This is a genomic window from Micromonospora arida (assembly GCF_042873195.1).
GTDB classification, from domain to species: domain Bacteria; phylum Actinomycetota; class Actinomycetes; order Mycobacteriales; family Micromonosporaceae; genus Micromonospora; species Micromonospora arida.
This window is the reverse complement of record NZ_JBIALC010000003.1, coordinates 378,554-391,798: the sequence shown is the minus strand read 5'-3', so window position 1 is coordinate 391,798 and position 13,245 is coordinate 378,554. Positions and strand designations below refer to the sequence as shown.

General features: G+C 73.4%; 12 protein-coding genes, 1 tRNA gene and 2 pseudogenes. 10 read left to right on the top strand and 5 right to left on the bottom strand.

The window, feature by feature from the left end; genetic code table 11:
- The first annotated feature begins 89 nt into the window (after positions 1–89).
- The 3 genes from ACFYP0_RS12995 to ACFYP0_RS12985 all read left to right on the top strand — a co-directional run bounded on the left by ACFYP0_RS12995 (position 90) and on the right by ACFYP0_RS12985 (position 1,253).
- On the top strand, positions 90–527 hold the full coding sequence (locus ACFYP0_RS12995) for a DUF3052 domain-containing protein (RefSeq protein WP_030330240.1): 438 nt from the start codon (positions 90–92) through the stop codon (positions 525–527).
- A gap of 110 nt (positions 528–637) precedes the next feature.
- Complete coding sequence (locus ACFYP0_RS12990) at positions 638–1,102, top strand: peroxiredoxin (protein ID WP_091409339.1); 465 nt, start codon at positions 638–640, stop codon at positions 1,100–1,102.
- Positions 1,103–1,178: 76 nt separating this feature from the next.
- Positions 1,179–1,253 (top strand) — tRNA-Val (locus ACFYP0_RS12985).
- Positions 1,254–1,361: 108 nt separating this feature from the next.
- Here the strand turns inward: ACFYP0_RS12985 and ACFYP0_RS12980 are convergent.
- Complete coding sequence (locus tag ACFYP0_RS12980; protein ID WP_386995784.1) at positions 1,362–2,105, bottom strand: SDR family NAD(P)-dependent oxidoreductase; 744 nt, start codon at positions 2,103–2,105, stop codon at positions 1,362–1,364.
- Between the two features lie 237 nt (positions 2,106–2,342).
- Between ACFYP0_RS12980 and ACFYP0_RS12975 the strand changes: the two genes are divergently transcribed.
- Entirely contained in the window at positions 2,343–2,972 is a 630-nt protein-coding gene (locus tag ACFYP0_RS12975; RefSeq protein ID WP_386995782.1) for an HAD-IA family hydrolase, read from the top strand.
- A 13-nt stretch (positions 2,973–2,985) separates the two neighbouring features.
- Here ACFYP0_RS12975 and ACFYP0_RS12970 read toward each other — a convergent pair whose 3' ends face one another.
- Both ACFYP0_RS12970 and ACFYP0_RS12965 read right to left on the bottom strand, forming a co-directional pair.
- Positions 2,986–3,921 (bottom strand): phosphotransferase family protein, encoded by a 936-nt coding sequence (locus tag ACFYP0_RS12970; protein ID WP_386995780.1) that lies wholly within the window; start codon positions 3,919–3,921, stop codon positions 2,986–2,988.
- Positions 3,922–4,000: 79 nt separating this feature from the next.
- Complete coding sequence (locus ACFYP0_RS12965) at positions 4,001–5,242, bottom strand: glycosyltransferase (protein WP_386995778.1); 1,242 nt, start codon at positions 5,240–5,242, stop codon at positions 4,001–4,003.
- 123 nt (positions 5,243–5,365) lie between these two features.
- Between ACFYP0_RS12965 and ACFYP0_RS12960 the strand changes: the two genes are divergently transcribed.
- Together ACFYP0_RS12960 and ACFYP0_RS12955 are read left to right on the top strand one after the other, a co-directional pair.
- Positions 5,366–5,845, top strand: a complete 480-nt coding sequence (locus ACFYP0_RS12960) for a GNAT family N-acetyltransferase (RefSeq protein ID WP_386995776.1) — start codon at positions 5,366–5,368, stop codon at positions 5,843–5,845.
- 94 nt (positions 5,846–5,939) lie between these two features.
- Complete coding sequence (locus ACFYP0_RS12955; protein WP_355494119.1) at positions 5,940–7,082, top strand: polysaccharide pyruvyl transferase family protein; 1,143 nt, start codon at positions 5,940–5,942, stop codon at positions 7,080–7,082.
- 8 nt (positions 7,083–7,090) lie between these two features.
- On the opposite strand, the gene ACFYP0_RS12950 is transcribed toward ACFYP0_RS12955, so the two are convergent.
- Positions 7,091–7,297: a hypothetical protein gene (locus ACFYP0_RS12950; RefSeq protein ID WP_030488784.1), complete on the bottom strand. Its 207-nt coding sequence runs from the start codon at positions 7,295–7,297 to the stop codon at positions 7,091–7,093.
- An 82-nt stretch (positions 7,298–7,379) separates the two neighbouring features.
- Here ACFYP0_RS12950 and ACFYP0_RS12945 point away from each other — a divergent pair, with 82 nt between their 5' ends.
- On the top strand, positions 7,380–7,898 hold the full coding sequence (locus tag ACFYP0_RS12945; protein WP_386995773.1) for a DinB family protein: 519 nt from the start codon (positions 7,380–7,382) through the stop codon (positions 7,896–7,898).
- Between the two features lie 28 nt (positions 7,899–7,926).
- Here ACFYP0_RS12945 and ACFYP0_RS12940 read toward each other — a convergent pair whose 3' ends face one another.
- Positions 7,927–8,799: a carbohydrate kinase family protein gene (locus ACFYP0_RS12940; protein ID WP_386995771.1), complete on the bottom strand. Its 873-nt coding sequence runs from the start codon at positions 8,797–8,799 to the stop codon at positions 7,927–7,929.
- A 192-nt stretch (positions 8,800–8,991) separates the two neighbouring features.
- Here ACFYP0_RS12940 and ACFYP0_RS12935 point away from each other — a divergent pair.
- The 3 genes and pseudogenes from ACFYP0_RS12935 to ACFYP0_RS12925 all read left to right on the top strand — a co-directional run.
- A pseudogene (locus ACFYP0_RS12935) lies at positions 8,992–9,468 on the top strand (ATP-dependent helicase); the annotation flags it as partial.
- A 327-nt stretch (positions 9,469–9,795) separates the two neighbouring features.
- Positions 9,796–12,315: pseudogene (locus ACFYP0_RS12930) on the top strand (DEAD/DEAH box helicase); the annotation flags it as partial.
- The gene (locus ACFYP0_RS12925; RefSeq protein ID WP_357009368.1) at positions 12,312–13,214 is read left to right on the top strand and encodes an SWIM zinc finger family protein; all 903 of its coding nucleotides are present in this window, start codon (positions 12,312–12,314) and stop codon (positions 13,212–13,214) included. The pseudogene ACFYP0_RS12930 and the gene ACFYP0_RS12925, both read left to right, overlap by 4 nt.
- The last annotated feature ends 31 nt before the right edge of the window (positions 13,215–13,245 follow it).

Below are 13,245 nucleotides of genomic sequence, written 5' to 3'. Positions count from 1 at the left end.
TTGCGCGCAGACCAACAACTGTGTGGACTTTGCCTGACGGTCGTCGCACCGACGCCGCGAGCAGGGACGAGATGAGGAGGCACGCGACAGTGAGCGCGACCGCTGGTCAGGCCGCCGACGGGGTACGCAGCCTGGCGGACCGGTTCGGAATCGAACCGGGGATGGTCGTCATGGAGATGGGGTACGACGACGACGTCGACCAGGATCTCCGAGACGCCCTGACCGACCGCTGTGGAGATCTGGTCGACGAGGACACCGACGAGGTGGTCGACGCGGTGCTGGTCTGGTACCGGGACGGCGACGGCGACCTCTTCGAGCTGCTCGTCGATGCCCTCGGCCCGCTGGCCGACAACGGCGTCGTGTGGCTGCTCACCCCCAAGGCGGGGCGCGAGGGGCACGTCGAGCCGAGCGAGGTCGCGGAGTCCGCGCCCACCGCCGGCCTTCAGCAGACCTCGACCGTCAACGCCGGCCGGGACTGGAGCGGCGCCCGTCTGGTGCTGCGTCGAGGGGCCAAGGCCAAGAAGTAGCCAGCGCCGCTCCGCTCGCCCGACGGTCCGCCCACCGCCGGGTAGCAGGCTGGTGCCGTCCCCCGCCCCGACGCCGTCGCCGGCGAGGCCGAGCAGCGAGGAGAGTTCGCATGCCCATCGAGGTTGGTGCCGAAGCACCCGACTTCGTGCTCAAGGACCAGAACAACCAGGAGGTCCGTCTCTCGGACTTCCGGGGCAGGCGCGTCGTCCTGCTGGTCTTCTACCCGCTCGCCTTCACCGGCACCTGTCAGGGCGAGTTGGGCGAGGTGCGCGACAACCTCGGCGAGTACGTGAACGACGACGTCCAGGTGCTGACCGTCAGCGTCGACTCGGCCTACAGCCACAAGATCTGGGCCGACCGTGAGGGCTACCAGTTCCCCATGCTGGCCGACTTCTGGCCGCACGGCGCCGTCGCCCAGGCGTACGGGGTCTTCAACGACGTGGCCGGCTTCGCCAACCGGGGCACCTTCGTCATCGACAAGACCGGCGTGGTCCGCTTCGCCGAGATGAACGGCCCGGGCGAGGCCCGCGACCAGCAGGGCTGGCGCAAGGCCATCGCCGAAGCGACCAACTGACCGGGGTACGCCGTGCGCCCGGGTCGGTGGCGGGCAGGTAAGCTTGCCAGCCACCGGCCCGCCACACGGGCGATCCGGGCGCGTAGCTCAGTGGGAGAGCACCCGCCTTACAAGCGGGGGGTCGCAGGTTCGAAACCTGCCGCGCCCACCAACACCCAGCGCGAGCTGATCAAGTGATGAAAAGTAGGTCAGGGGTGGTCCCTGGCACCTATTTCTCATCACTTGATCATGGAAGCCAGGGAAGCGCCAGCCCGGCTCCTCAGCTGGTGAAGCCGCCGTCCACATTGACCACCGCACCGGTCACGTAGCCGGCCTCGGGGCTGGCCAGGTGCGCGACGGTGGCCGCGATGTCGGCGGGGCGAGCGTACCGGCCGACGGCGGTGAACCCGCTGATCGCCGCCGCGTTCGGTCCGTCCGCCGGGTTGGCGTCGGTGTCCGTCGGCCCGGGGTTGACCAGGTTGACGGTTATGGCCCGTGGGCCCAGTTCACGGGCCAGGCCCCGGGTCAGCCCGACCAGGGCGGTCTTGCTCATCGCGTAGAGCGTCAGCCCGGGAAAGACCGCCCGCTCACCGACGTTGCTGCCGATGCTGATGATCCGTCCGCCGTCGCCGAGGTGCCGCAGGGCAGCCCGCGCGGCGACGTACGGTGCCCTGACGTTGACCGCGATCGTCTGCTCTACCTCTGCCGAGCCGAGCTCGTCCAGGGCACCGACCAGGAACACCGCGGCATTGTTCACCAGGATGTCCAGCCGACCCAGTTCGGCGGCTGTCCGGTCGACCGCGCCCCGCACAGCGTCCGGGTCGGCACCGTCCGCCTGGATCGCCAGCGCTCTGCGGCCCAGCGCCTCGATCTGCTTCACCACGATGGCGGCCCGCGTGGCGTCCTGCCGGTAGGTCAGTGCCACGTCGGCCCCGTCCTGTGCCAGGCGCAGGGCGATCCCGGCTCCGATGCCCCGGGAACCCCCGGTCACCAAGGCGACCTTGTCGTTGAGTGTCGTCGTCATGCAAACGATCATCTGGCCGCGCCGCCCTCCCGTCTGGCGGCCATCGGACGTCTCGTTCGGACCTCCAGGTCCGATTCCCGCGCTCGTCGACGGCCTGCGGACCCGGCGGGCCGCCATGATCCGCGCAACTTCACGGATCCTGCTGCCACACCAGGCACCGAGACAGCAGGATCACCGAAGTTGCGCGGATCTTGCGAGGTGGGGGAGGGTGGGGCGAGCGATTCGGGGAGCGTGGGCGTGGAACTGGCAGGCATTGGCGCGGTGCTGTTCGACATGGATGGCACCCTGGTCGACTCCGACGCCGCCGTCGAGCGGGCCTGGGAGCGGTGGTCCGTCGAGTACGCCGTGGACCCGGCGTCGGCGTTGGCGATCGCGCACGGCAGCCCGGCCGACCGGACCATCCGACGGCTGCTGCCCGCGCTCGACGATGCCGCGGTCGCTGTTGCCGCGGCCCGGCAGTTGGCGTTGCAGTACGACGACCTGTCCGACGTGACGGCCACCCCCGGGGCGCACGAGCTGCTGAACGCGCTGGCCCGGTTGGGGTTGCCCTGGGCGGTGGTGACCAGCGCCGACGCGCGGCTTGCCGAGGCCCGGCTCGGCGCCGCCGGCATCAAGGCGCCGGTGCTCGTCACGGTGGAGGACGTCAGCGTGGGCAAGCCGGACCCGGAGGGCTATCTGCGGGCCGCGGCGTTGCTGGGCGTACCCGTGGCGCGGTGCCTGGTCGTCGAGGACGCCGAAGTGGGGCTGCGGGCTGGGCGGGCGGCCGGGGCGATGACCGCCGCGCTGAAGGGGCTCGACGGCGACCTGCGCCTGCGCGACCTGGCCCAACTGGCACGCCAACTGGAGTCGGCACCCACGGCGCCCTGACCCGCCCGCCGGGTCACCGGAGGCGGGTGGCCAGCCAGGGGAGCAGGGCGTCGGCCTGGGCCTGCTGAAACGCGCGAACGGTGGGGATGCCCTGCGGTGGCGGACGACGAGCGCCGTCGGCGAAGAACCCGGCCAGCCCGGCGTACACCCCGGTGAGCGTCATCGGGTCGACCTCCGCCGTGATGGGCAGCCGGCGCAGCAGGGAATCGGTGTCGTGCCCGCCGTGCAGCCGGACGTTGACCAGCAGCAGCGCGGTGTCCAGCCAGGCCGGCCCCCGGCAGGCCCACGGCCAGTCGACGACGGTGACCGTGCCGGTCGCGTCGAGCAGCAGGTTGTCGGCCCGTACGTCCACGTGGCAGAGCGTGTCACCGGTCAGCGCGGCGATGCCGTGGTCGGCGGCGGCGCGCAGCTGGTCCAGGTGCTCCCGGGCCCACGGGTCCAGCACAGCCGGTGGGTCGGCGGCGATCCGGTGCCACCCGGCGAAGTCCTCGGCCAGCAGGTCCGCGGCGGTCGGCACGTGCGTCACCGGGCTCGGGGTGAGCACGGCGGCCATCACCTCCAAGGCCTTCAGGACGCGCGTCAGCTCGTCGACCCGCCACGGGGTGGCCGGGTGTCGACCGTCCACGTCGGAGAAGACCAGCGCCACCCAATCGCCGTCGTCGTGGCAGCCCAACAGACGGGGCGTCGGTGCCGAGGTCGGCAGGGCGGCGGCCGTGCGGGCCTCTGCCCGGTGCATTCTGGGGCTGTCCGGGTTGTGCGCCGGGCTGATCGCCTTCACGAACGCCCGTAGGCCGGTCGCGGTGCGGACCCGGTCCGCGGTGCCCGGCGAGTAGCCGCCCGGCTGGGACACCGCCTCGACCACCCGATCGCCGATGATCTCCTGCACCGACGTCCGGACCCGTTCGGGCAGGTCCGTCCAGCCGATCCGGCCGGTGGTCTGCTGCGTCATCTACTCACCGTGCGCCCGTCCACGCCGCCGGACAACCCATTTCCCCGCCGTCGGGTCAGGTGGACGGCGGTCAGCGCGATCAGGAGCAGCGTGACGCGTCGCCTCGCCGCGCCTTGGGGGTGGCAGGTCTCCCCGCGCTGACGGGCGGCAGCGTCGCGTACACCTTGACCAGCTCGGCCAGGTAGCGCTCGCCGGACCAGGCCGCCACCGCCGCCCGGCCGTCCCGGATCACGCCCCCGCGCAACTCCCGCTCGGTCAGCAGCCGGGTCAGCAACGCCCCGAACGCCGCCGGGCTGGGCTCGGCGACCGGCCGGGTGGTGCCGGTGCCGGGCCGCTCGACCAGCTGGGTGTCCACGATGGCCATCGGCAGTCCGTACGCCTCGGCTTCGGAGAGCACCAGGCCCTGGGTGTCGGTGGTGGAGGTGAACGCGAGCACGTCTGCCATCCGGTAGTGGGCGCCGACCCGGTCGCGGGGCACCGGGCGCAGCAGGTGCAGCGCGTCGACGACGCCGTACCGGCGGGCCGTGCGGCGGACCGCGAGCCGGTGTCGCCGGGCCCCGAGCAGCACCAGTCGGGCGGCCGGCAACTCGCGACGGACCTGGGCGAACGCGGCCAGCAACAGCTCGGGGTTCTTCTCCGGCGTGGCCCGTCCCACCGCGAGCAGCACCGGCGCGTCCGCCGGGATGCCGAGCCGGGCCCGCAGCCGCCGCCGGTCGTCGGCGTCGGGATGCGGCGCGGCGGCCGGGGTCGGCAGGACCACGATCGGGGTACGCCCCGCCATCGTCGTCATCATCGCCGCTGTCTTCGCCGAAGGGGCGATGAGGACAGTGGTGTGGGCCAGGAGGGTTCGCCCGAGCGCCGCCAGTCGGGCCTGTCGACCCGGTCCGGGGTGGGCGAGCGCCCACAGGTCGCCCGCCCGCCAGCGCAGGCCCAGCCGCATGCCGGCGTACGCGGCCCCGATCGGGATCTCCGGGTAGTGCGCTGCGTACGCGACCAGGTCGGTGTGCCAGGTCAGCACGGTCGGTACGCCCCGGGTGGCGGCCCAGCGCAGGCCGGCGACGCCGAGCGGGCCGGTGGTGTGCACGTGCACCACGTCGACCGGTGCGCTGGGCGGCCGGGGCAGCGCCAACCGGTACGGCCGGGTCGGCACCGACAGCGAGGGCACCTCGCCCGGTCGGCGGCGGCACCGGGACAGTGGGCCGGGGCAGTGCAGCACGACCCGGTGCCCGGCGGCGCGCAGCAGCGCCACTGTGGTGCCGACCGAGGTGGCCACCCCCTCCGGGTTGGTGAGGTGGCTGTCGCTGACGTGGGCGATCCGCACGTTGCCATCGTGGCTGGCCCGCGCACCCCCGGCCGTCCCGTCCGCCCCCGGCGGGGAAACGGTTGGCGCCCCCGGGCTGGTTCTGCTGCACTACCCGCTGGCGACGACGAAGGGGGAGACGCGGTGGAGTTGACGCTGACGCCGATGACGGCACAGGAGCTGGACCGCTTGCGGGGGCCACTGGTGCAGGGGTACGCCGAGGACCTGGTGGCGCACCGGGGGATGACCCCGGAGGCGGCCCTGGAACGGTCGAGCAGCCAGATCCGGGAGTCGCTGCCGGCGGGCGTGGCCACCGAGAGGGCGTTGCTGCGGGTGGGCCGGGTCGGCGACACCGAGGTCGGCTGGATCTGGGCGACCCTGCCGGCGGTCGCCACCCCGAACCAGGCGTGGATCGACAACATCGAGGTGCACGAGGAGCACCGCGGACGAGGCTACGCACGGCGGATGATCCAGCTCATCGAGGTCGAACTCGCCCAGCTCAAGGTGCCCGAGCTGGGCCTGAACGTGTTCGGTTCGAACACCGTGGCGATCGGCCTCTACCGCAGTCTGGGCTTCGAGGTCACCTCACAGCAGATGGCGAAGCGGATCGACCCGGCGGGCTGAGGTCGGAAGCGAGGCCCAGGACGGTCCCCCCGGCAGGACTGTTCACCTGCCCAGCGGGAAACCGGCGCGGACCGCACCTGGGGAGGAGCGACGGATGACGCACGGCGCCGGACTGACCATCGGTGTGCTGGGCTCGTACGGTGGGCGAAACCTCGGCGACGAGGCGATCCTCACCGGCCTGCTCGCCGATTTGCGTACGCAGGAACCGAACGCCCGGATCATCGTCTTCTCTCGGAACCCGGAGCACACCCGGGCCGCACACCCGGACGTCGAAGCGGTGCCCTGGGAGGGCGTGAGCCGTACCGACTCGGCCCTGGTCCTGGCCCAGCTCGACCTGCTCATCCTGGGCGGCGGCGGCATCCTGTACGACCGGGAGGCCCGCCGTTACCTGCGGGTGGTCCGGGTGGCCCAGGAACGCGGCCTGCCGCTGATCACGTACGCGGTGGGGGTCGGGCCGCTCAGCGACGGGGTGGACACCGGCATGGTCCGGGAAACGCTCTCCAGCGCGACCCAGGTGACCGTCCGGGACCAGGAGTCCCGAATGGTGCTGGAGGAGGCCGGTCTGCTCAACCCGATCACGGTCACCGCGGACCCGGCGTTCCTCCTGCAACCGGAGGAGTTCCCGGCCCACCTGCTGGCCGAGGAGGGTGTGCCGGTCGGCAAGCGCCTCGTCGGGATCAGCGTGCGGGAGCCGGGCCGGGCCGCCGAACGCCTCGACGTGGACGGCTACCACCGGCTGCTGGCCCAGATCGGTGACTTCCTGGTGCACCGGATCGACGCGTACGTGCTGTTCGTACCGATGGAGCGCGACGACATCCGGCACTCGCACGGGGTGCTGTCGCACATGGTCGCCGCCGAGCGAGGTCGCATCCTGCACGGCACCTACTCTCCGCAGCAGGTGCTGGGGCTGATGCGCCACTTCGACCTGGTCGTCGGCATGCGCCTGCACTTCCTGATCTTCGCGGCGATGGTCGGTACGCCGTTCCTGCCCCTGCCGTACGCCGGCAAGGTCTTCGACCTGGCCCAACGGCTCGGCGTGCCGGCGCTACGCGGCGTGGAGCGGGAGGTCGAGGGGCCACTGCTGGCCGAGGTCGACCGACTCTGGGACGAGCGGGAGCAACGCGCCGAGGCCACCGCACGACGGGTGGCGGAGGTGTGCGATCAGGCGCGGGGCACCTCGGAGGTCACCCGCGGCGTGTTGGAGAGCCTGCGAAGCCAGACCCTCACCCGGGTCTGAGCGGGCGGTCACACCGCCGGGCCGGTCCACCGGTAGCGCCACTCGCGGGCCTCCTCGCGGGCGGTCTCCAACTCGTAGATCTGCGCGTCGGCCAGCCCACCGGAGCCGAGGTGGTGGTGGGTCAGCGGCGGACGGCCGTTGCTGTCCAGTTCGACGGTGATGGTCTGCCCGTCCGCCGTGCCGCCGACGAGAAGGATCTGCACGGATGAAGCCATGCGCCCATCCTGCCCGGCGTAGGGCCCGCCCGCAGCGGTTAGCGGGGCAGCGGGGCGCCCGGCCCGTGACTAGGGTCGGCGGATGGAGCAGACGATCGATCCCACGCTCGGTCCGGTGCTCGCCCGCACCGGCGACGAACGCGCCGTCCTGACCTCGTTTCTCGACTTCCACCGCGCCGTGTTGCTGCGCAAACTGCGCGGTCTCTCCGACGCCGACGCCCGCCGCCGGCTGGTGCCGTCGGCGACCACGCTCGCCGGGCTGGTCAAGCACCTGACCCTGGTCGAGCGGAACTGGTTTCCGACCCTGTTGGCCCCCGAGCCCGGCGACGTCTACCTGACCTCCGAGGAGGACGCCGTCGCCAGCTTCACCCTCGGCGACCAGGAGACCGTCGCCGGGCTCGTTGAGGCGTACGAGCGAGCCTGCGCCCGCTCCCGAGCGGTCGCCGCGAGCATCGACCTCGACCACGTGGTGCCGCATCCGCAGCTCGGTGAGGTGTCACTGCGCTGGATTCTGGTGCACATGATCGAAGAGACGGCCCGGCACGCGGGCCACGCCGACATCCTGCGCGAGCTGACCGACGGCGAGGCCGGCGCGCTCTGAGCCCCGGGTCGGCGCAGGCCGTCGGCCGTCAACCGGTGGGCAACAGGCCCGGCGGGTACTCCATCCCGTCATGCGTACAGGCCGCAGCGGCAACCCGCGCCGCGTACCGGGCGGCACGCGCCAGTGGCTCACCGCGCAGCCGGGCGGCGATCAGGCCGGCCGCGAAGGCGTCGCCCGCCCCGTTGCTGTCCACCACCGGCTTTGCCGGGACGGCGGGCGGGACGGGTAGCGCCATGCCGTCGCCCGGGTACAGTTCGGCGCCGTCCGCGCCGCGGGTCACCACCACCGTCCGGGGTGCCAGCGTGCCGGCGAGCGACGCGGCCCGGTCGCCCAACCGCACCCCGCTCAGCAGAACCAGGTCGGCGACCTCCGCGAACGGCCGATGGTAGGTGTTCTCGCCGTCCCAGTCGTGCAGGTCGGTGGAGAGCGCCACGCCCTTCGGAACGGCAGTTCGCACGGCGGACAGCAACGGCACCGCCCAGTCCATGATCGAGAGGTGGACGTGCCGGGCGTCGCGGACCAGTGCGGCCAACTCGGTGGCGGGAAACGGTGGACCACCCTGCCATGGGCGCGGGTCGTACAGCGACGTGCGCCGCCCACCCGGATCCACCAGGTTCACCGACCGGCGGGTGCCGCCCGGGTGCTCGGCCAGCAGCGCCGGCACCTCGGCCCGGGTCAACGCCGCCCGGACCAGCTCACCGGCCGGGTCCGCACCGAGGGTGTCGACCACCAGTACGCGCAGGCCGAGCGCCCGAGCGGCCAACGCCACCCCGGCGCCGGTGTTGCCGATCCGCAGCTCGATCGGCTCGACGGTGTGGGAATCGGCAGCCGGGAGCGGCAGCGCGGGCACCCGAACCCGTACGTCCACCCCAAGCCCGCCAAGAACCAGCAGATCGACCACGACGCCGACGCTAGCCCGTTGCCGCTCCCACCTCCAGCGCCCCGCGATCTTGCGCTTTCGGTCGCGACAAAAGGTGCATCATTCGTAGAACGCCGACACGAACTGCAAGATCGCGCAGGTGGGCCGGTGGGTGCGGACGCCTGGTCAGGCGGGCCGCCTATCCTGGGGGCGGGCGGCGACTAGGGGGAGCAGGTGCTGGTCATCCACGGGCTGTGGTTGCCCGGCGGCAGCTCGACCGGCGGCCTCGCCGTCTGGGCCGAGGACAGCGCCGCACCGATTCCCGCTGCGCGTTCGGGCCGACCGGCCCGGGAACGCCCGCACCCCTTCGCCGCCGGGCACACCCACCTGGCCGCCGTCCTCGCCGACGCCGCCGAGCCGACCCGGCCGGACACCGCGTTGCTCGCCCTGCCCACCCTGGCGGGCGCGCCGACCGACTCACCCGAGCTGATCCGCACCACCGTCGCACCTGCGACCCGCGGCCGGCTCACCCTGGCCGGGTGGCGGGTCCCCACCCTGGTGTACGCCCCGGACGACGCCCTGTCGCTGCTGCAAGCCTTGGACGACATCCCGGCGGTGGCCGGGGCCACCCTGCGGCACCTCGCCGAGCTGGCCGACTTCGCCGCCGACCTGGTGACCCGTGGCCGCGTCCTCCCCGGCGTGCGCACCGGCGACCAGATGCCCGGCGCTGGCGCGACGGCGGCGCCAGGCGCTACTGGGCAGGCGGCAGCACAGGCGATCTGGCGTCCGCTGCTGACCGGCACCGACGCCGCCTGGGCGCGATCGCTGGCGCTGGCCCTGCCACCCGCCGCCCGAGCCGCCGTCCTGCCGCCCGCCACCGCCGCGTTGCCGTCCGCCGCCGGGCTGCCGTCCGCCGCCGGGCTGCCGTCCGCCGCCGGGCTGCCGTCCGCCGCCGCTGCTCAGGGCTCCACCGGGAGCGCCGCCGCCTCCGCTGCGGCGACCGTCGGTTCGGGAGGGCCTGAGCTGACCGCTGCCGCCCTGGTCGTGGATGCGCTGGATGCGTTGACCGACGCTGCCGCACGGGCTGCGCTGGCGACCACGACGCTGGCCCGAGGGCTGCGCCCGGGTGGCCCGGCGCCGGTCTGGCTGGCCGCGCTCGCCGGCCCGCAGCGGGACTTCACCATCGACCCGGCCGGGCTGGCCACCCTCTCCGCCGAACTGGACGCCTGGCAGCGTGACGCCGCCGGTGGCCCGGTGCGGGCCAGTTTCCGCTTGGTGGAACCAGCCCCCGACGAGGTCACCGAACCGATCCTGGCCACCCGGGCGCTGCCCGCCGACGGCGCGCCCGTGCCGGTGCCCGCCGACGGCGCGCCGGTGCCGGTCGGGTCGATCGGTGCCGGGCGCTGGCGGTTGGAGTTCGGGTTGCAGGCCGCGGACGAACCCGGCCTGCACGTCGACGCCGGGGAGATCTGGCGAGCGCCGCAGACCCTCGGCGGCCTGGTCGGCCGGACGACCAGCCCGCAGGAGACGCTCCTCGCCGAGCTGGGCCGGGCCAGTCGGCTCTGGCCGGACCTGGACGCCGCGCTGCGTACCGCCGCGCCGGAGGCGATGGAACTCGACGTCGAGGGGGCGCACCGGTTCCTCAGTGCGGGCGCCCCGGTGCTGCACGCGGCCGGTTTCGGGGTGCTGCTGCCCTCCTGGTGGCAGCGTCCGTCGGCACGACTGGGCGCCCGGTTGCGAGCGCGCAGCCGCACCGCGCCGGGCACGGTGGGCGGCGCCGATGCCGGTATCGGTCTGGACGCCCTGGTCGACTACCGCTGGGAAATCGCGCTCGGTGACCACCCGCTGTCCGCCGAGGAGTTGGCGGCGTTGGCCGAGACGAAGACCCCGTTGGTACGGCTCCGCGGCCGGTGGGTGGAGCTGGACCCGGGGCGGCTCGCGGCCGGGCTGCGCCTGCTCCGCTCCGCGGGCGAGCTGACCGTCGCCGACCTGCTCCGCCTCGGGCTGGCCGACGGCGAGGCCACCGGCGAGCTGCCGGTGCTGGAGGTGACCGCCGACGGGGCGCTGGGCGACCTGCTCGCCGGCGCGGTCGAGCGGCGGCTCACCCCGCTGGACCCGCCACCGGGCTTCCGGGGGACGCTGCGGCCGTACCAGCAGCGGGGACTGGCCTGGCTGGCCTTCCTGCGCTCACTGGGCCTGGGCGGTGTGCTCGCCGACGACATGGGGCTGGGCAAGACGGTGCAACTGCTCGCGCTGCTCGCCGGGGACCCACCGGAGGGCGGGCCGACCCTGCTGGTCTGTCCGATGTCGCTGGTCGGCAACTGGCAGCGGGAGGCGGCCCGGTTCACCCCGGAGCTGCGGGTGCACGTACACCATGGTGCCGAGCGGGCGCGGGGGGCGGAGTTCACCGCGGCCGCGCACGGCGCGGACCTGGTCCTCACCACCTACTCGGTTGCCGCTCGCGACGCCGCCGACCTGGCCGCCATCGACTGGCACCGGGTCGTGGTGGACGAGGCGCAGGCGATCAAGAACGCCTCGACCCGGCAGGCCGAGGCGGTTCGCGCGCTGCCCGCCCGGCAGCGGGTGGCGGTGACCGGTACGCCGGTGGAGAACCGCCTCGCCGACCTCTGGTCGATCATGCAGTTCGCCAACCCGGGTCTGCTCGGGCCGGCCGCGACGTTCCGCAAACGGTTCGCCGAGCCGATCGAGCGGCACGGTGACGCCGAGGCTGCCGAGCGGCTCCGCCGGATCACCGGCCCGTTCGTGTTGCGCCGGCTCAAGACCGACTCGTCGATCATCTCCGACCTGCCGGAGAAGCTGGAGATGGAGGTGCTCTGCAACCTCACCGCGGAGCAGGCCGCGCTGTACCGGGTGGTGGTCGACGACATGCTCGCCCGGATCGAGACCAGCGACGGCATCGAGCGACGCGGCCTGGTGCTGGCCACCATGACCCGCCTCAAGCAGGTCTGCAACCACCCCGCCCAACTGCTGCGCGACGGCTCACCGCTGGAGGGCCGCTCCGGCAAGCTGGCTCGGCTCACCGAGATCCTGGAGGAGGTGCTGGCGGCGGGGGAGCGGGCGCTGCTCTTCACCCAGTACGCCGAGTTCGGTGCGATGTTGCGGGGTCACCTGTCGGCGCGGTTCGGCCGGGAGGTGCTGTTCCTGCACGGTGGCCTCGGGAAGGCGGAGCGGGATGCCCTGGTGCAGCGTTTCCAGTCGGCGGAGGGTCCGCCGCTGTTCGTCCTCTCTCTCAAGGCCGGCGGCACGGGGCTGACCCTGACCGCCGCGAACCACGTGGTGCACGTGGACCGGTGGTGGAACCCGGCGGTCGAGGACCAGGCCACCGACCGGGCGTTCCGGATCGGGCAGCGCCGACGGGTGCAGGTGCGCAAGTTCGTGTGCGCCGGCACTGTCGAGGAGAAGGTGGCCGCGCTGATCGCCGACAAGCGCAGCCTCGCCGAGCGGGTGGTCGGCACCGGCGAGCAGTGGATCACCGAGTTGTCCACCGGCCAGTTGCGGGACCTGTTCGCCCTGGAAGCCGGCGCGGTGGTGGAGTGACGGACTTCGCCGACTACGGGCGCCCGCGTCGGGTCGACGGGGGCCTGCGGGCGCGCAGTGCCCGGGGCGCGATCGGCAGGTCCTGGTGGTCGCGGCGTTTTCTGGAGGTGCTGGAGTCGTTCGCGCTCGGCACCCGGCTGACCCGGGGCCGGTCCTACGCGCGGGCCGGTCAGGTGCTCACGCTCGACATCACACCCGGGCGGGTCGACGCGGTGGTGCAGGGCTCACGGCCGCAGCCGTACCAGGTGTCGATCGCGCTGAAGCCGTTCCCGGCGGCGCTCTGGTCCCGAATCGAGGACGAGCTGGCCGGGCAGGCGTTCTTCAGCGCCCGGCTGCTCGCCGGGGACCTCCCCGACGAGTTGGAGGAGCTGTTCGCCGCCGCCGGCGCGCCGCTCTTCCCGGCGGCCGTGGGCGAGTTGACCCAGCGCTGCAACTGCCCCGACTTCGCGGTGCCGTGCAAGCACCTCGCGGCGACGTTCTACCTGCTGGCCGAGGCGTTCGACGCGGACCCGTTCGAGTTGCTGCACTGGCGTGGTCGGTCCCGGGCGGAGTTGCTCGACGAACTTCGCGCCCGGCGGGCCGCGACCACCGGTGCCACCCCACCGCCCCCACCGGTCGACCCACCGTCCGAATCGGACGGTGTGGTGTCGACAGTGGAGGCCGTGGCACCGGTCGGTGCCGCCCGGGCGCTCGCCGGGCTGTCGGCGACGCCGTTGGCGGATACGGCGGACCGGTTCTGGTCAGCGCCGGTGCCGCTGCCGGATCGGCCGCCCCGACTGGTGACCGGCACCGACCTGCTGCTGCGCCAGCTCGGAGCGCCGGCCCCGGCCATCGGTGGGCCGGGACTGCTCGAACGGTTGCGCCGCGCGTACCGGGCGTTCGGTCCGGCCGACAGGTGAGCTGTCACGTCCACCGGTTGAGCCGTCCCGT

Excerpts from the sequence above, each read along its gene's own strand:
- ACFYP0_RS12990 (WP_091409339.1), top strand. The coding sequence starts at position 638 with ATGCCCATCGAGGTTGGTGCCGAAGCACCCGACTTCGTGCTCAAGGAC.
- ACFYP0_RS12980 (WP_386995784.1), bottom strand. The coding sequence starts at position 2,105 with ATGACGACGACACTCAACGACAAGGTCGCCTTGGTGACCGGGGGTTCC.
- ACFYP0_RS12970 (WP_386995780.1), bottom strand. The coding sequence starts at position 3,921 with ATGACGCAGCAGACCACCGGCCGGATCGGCTGGACGGACCTGCCCGAA.
- ACFYP0_RS12955 (WP_355494119.1), top strand. The coding sequence starts at position 5,940 with ATGACGCACGGCGCCGGACTGACCATCGGTGTGCTGGGCTCGTACGGT.
- ACFYP0_RS12950 (WP_030488784.1), bottom strand. The coding sequence starts at position 7,297 with ATGGCTTCATCCGTGCAGATCCTTCTCGTCGGCGGCACGGCGGACGGG.
- ACFYP0_RS12945 (WP_386995773.1), top strand. The coding sequence starts at position 7,380 with ATGGAGCAGACGATCGATCCCACGCTCGGTCCGGTGCTCGCCCGCACC.